The 540-nt window shown below is 50.0% G+C and carries 1 pseudogene; it reads left to right on the forward strand.

Going from position 1 to position 540, the window contains the following annotated elements:
* A pseudogene (locus ACFE6N_RS23535) lies at positions 1–540 on the forward strand (hypothetical protein); the annotation flags it as partial.

A 540-nucleotide genomic window follows, 5' to 3' on the forward strand; every position in this document is an offset into this window, starting at 1 on the left:
AACAGGCCAAGGCAGGTTTCGCCGCACATGATGTGTATGATGATTTTGAAAGTTATGTATACAAAACCGGGGTAAACCAACAGTATGCACTCTCGCTATCGGGCGGGGGTGAAAAACATGCCTGGCTGCTTTCTTCGGGTTACAACCACAATGTAGATAACCTGGATGGGGTGAATGCGAGGCAGAACCAGAGGCTGAGCAATAATTTTACGCTGCTGCGCAACCTGAATTTAAATACCCTGTTCAGTTATACAGGCGGCAAAGTTACAGCAGGGCGGCCGGGCATTGGCGGCATAACCAGTACCACCTCACTTTACCCCTATGCGGCCTTTGCCGATGCCAATGGAAACCCTTTGCCCATTACCAAAAACTACAGGGCGGCTTATCTGGCTTCGCCAGCGGTGGCGCAGCTTTTAGACTGGTCGTATTACCCGCTGCTGGATAATCAGTACACCGATAATGTAACCCGGTTGACCGACCTGATGGCCAGTTTCGATTTGGGTTATAAACTGCCGCTGGGCTTTAAGCTATCGCTTAAAT

The organism is Pedobacter sp. BG31, from assembly GCF_042464845.1.
In the GTDB taxonomy this organism is placed as follows: Bacteria; Bacteroidota; Bacteroidia; order Sphingobacteriales; family Sphingobacteriaceae; genus Pedobacter; species Pedobacter suwonensis.